At 64.7% G+C, this 641-nt stretch carries 1 pseudogene; it reads right to left on the reverse strand.

Annotated elements, in window-relative coordinates:
• Nucleotides 1-641: pseudogene (locus C7G61_RS43045) on the reverse strand (IS630 family transposase); the annotation flags it as partial.

Consider the following 641-nt stretch of genomic DNA (forward strand, 5'->3'; position numbering starts at 1 on the left):
TCGTCGATGCGGCGGCCGAGACACTGGCGCTGCAGCACGCTGATCTCGCACTCGACCATGTTGAGCCAACTGGCGTGTTTCGGGGTGCAGTGGAATTCGAGGCGACGCAGGATGCGACGGGCCTCGGCGGGCGCAAATGCTTGATACAGCGCGCCGGCGGTGTGGATCGACAGATTGTCCTGCACGACACGGATACAGGCGGCATCGGGATAATGGACGTCGACGAGTTCACGCATGCAGTGGGCGTAGTCCACGGCGGCGCGGCGGTCTGTTATCTTGACGTTGCGCCAGCCGCGATGCGGATCGAAGGTGACGAAGAGATTGACGGTGCCGTTGCGGCGGTACTCATAATCGTAGCGCTCGCGCTGTCCGGGCCTGGCCGGGATCGGCTGACGCACCTCGCCGATGAGCTGGACGGGGGTCTCGTCGAAGCAGACCAGCGGCCGCTCGGAATCCGGCGCCTCGGAATAGAGATCGAGCACGTCCTCCATGCGGGCGACGTATTCGCCGTCGAATGGGGAATGCACCACATGTCCCTGCGCCATGGCTTGAGGTCGTTCTCGGCCAGCCGGCGACGCACGGTCTCGCCCGACAGGCTGTCGTGATCGGTGAGCTTGACCATCGTGTCGGCCAGCAGCGTC

It is taken from the genome of Bradyrhizobium algeriense (assembly GCF_003062295.1).
Taxonomy (GTDB): Bacteria; Pseudomonadota; Alphaproteobacteria; order Rhizobiales; family Xanthobacteraceae; genus Bradyrhizobium; species Bradyrhizobium algeriense.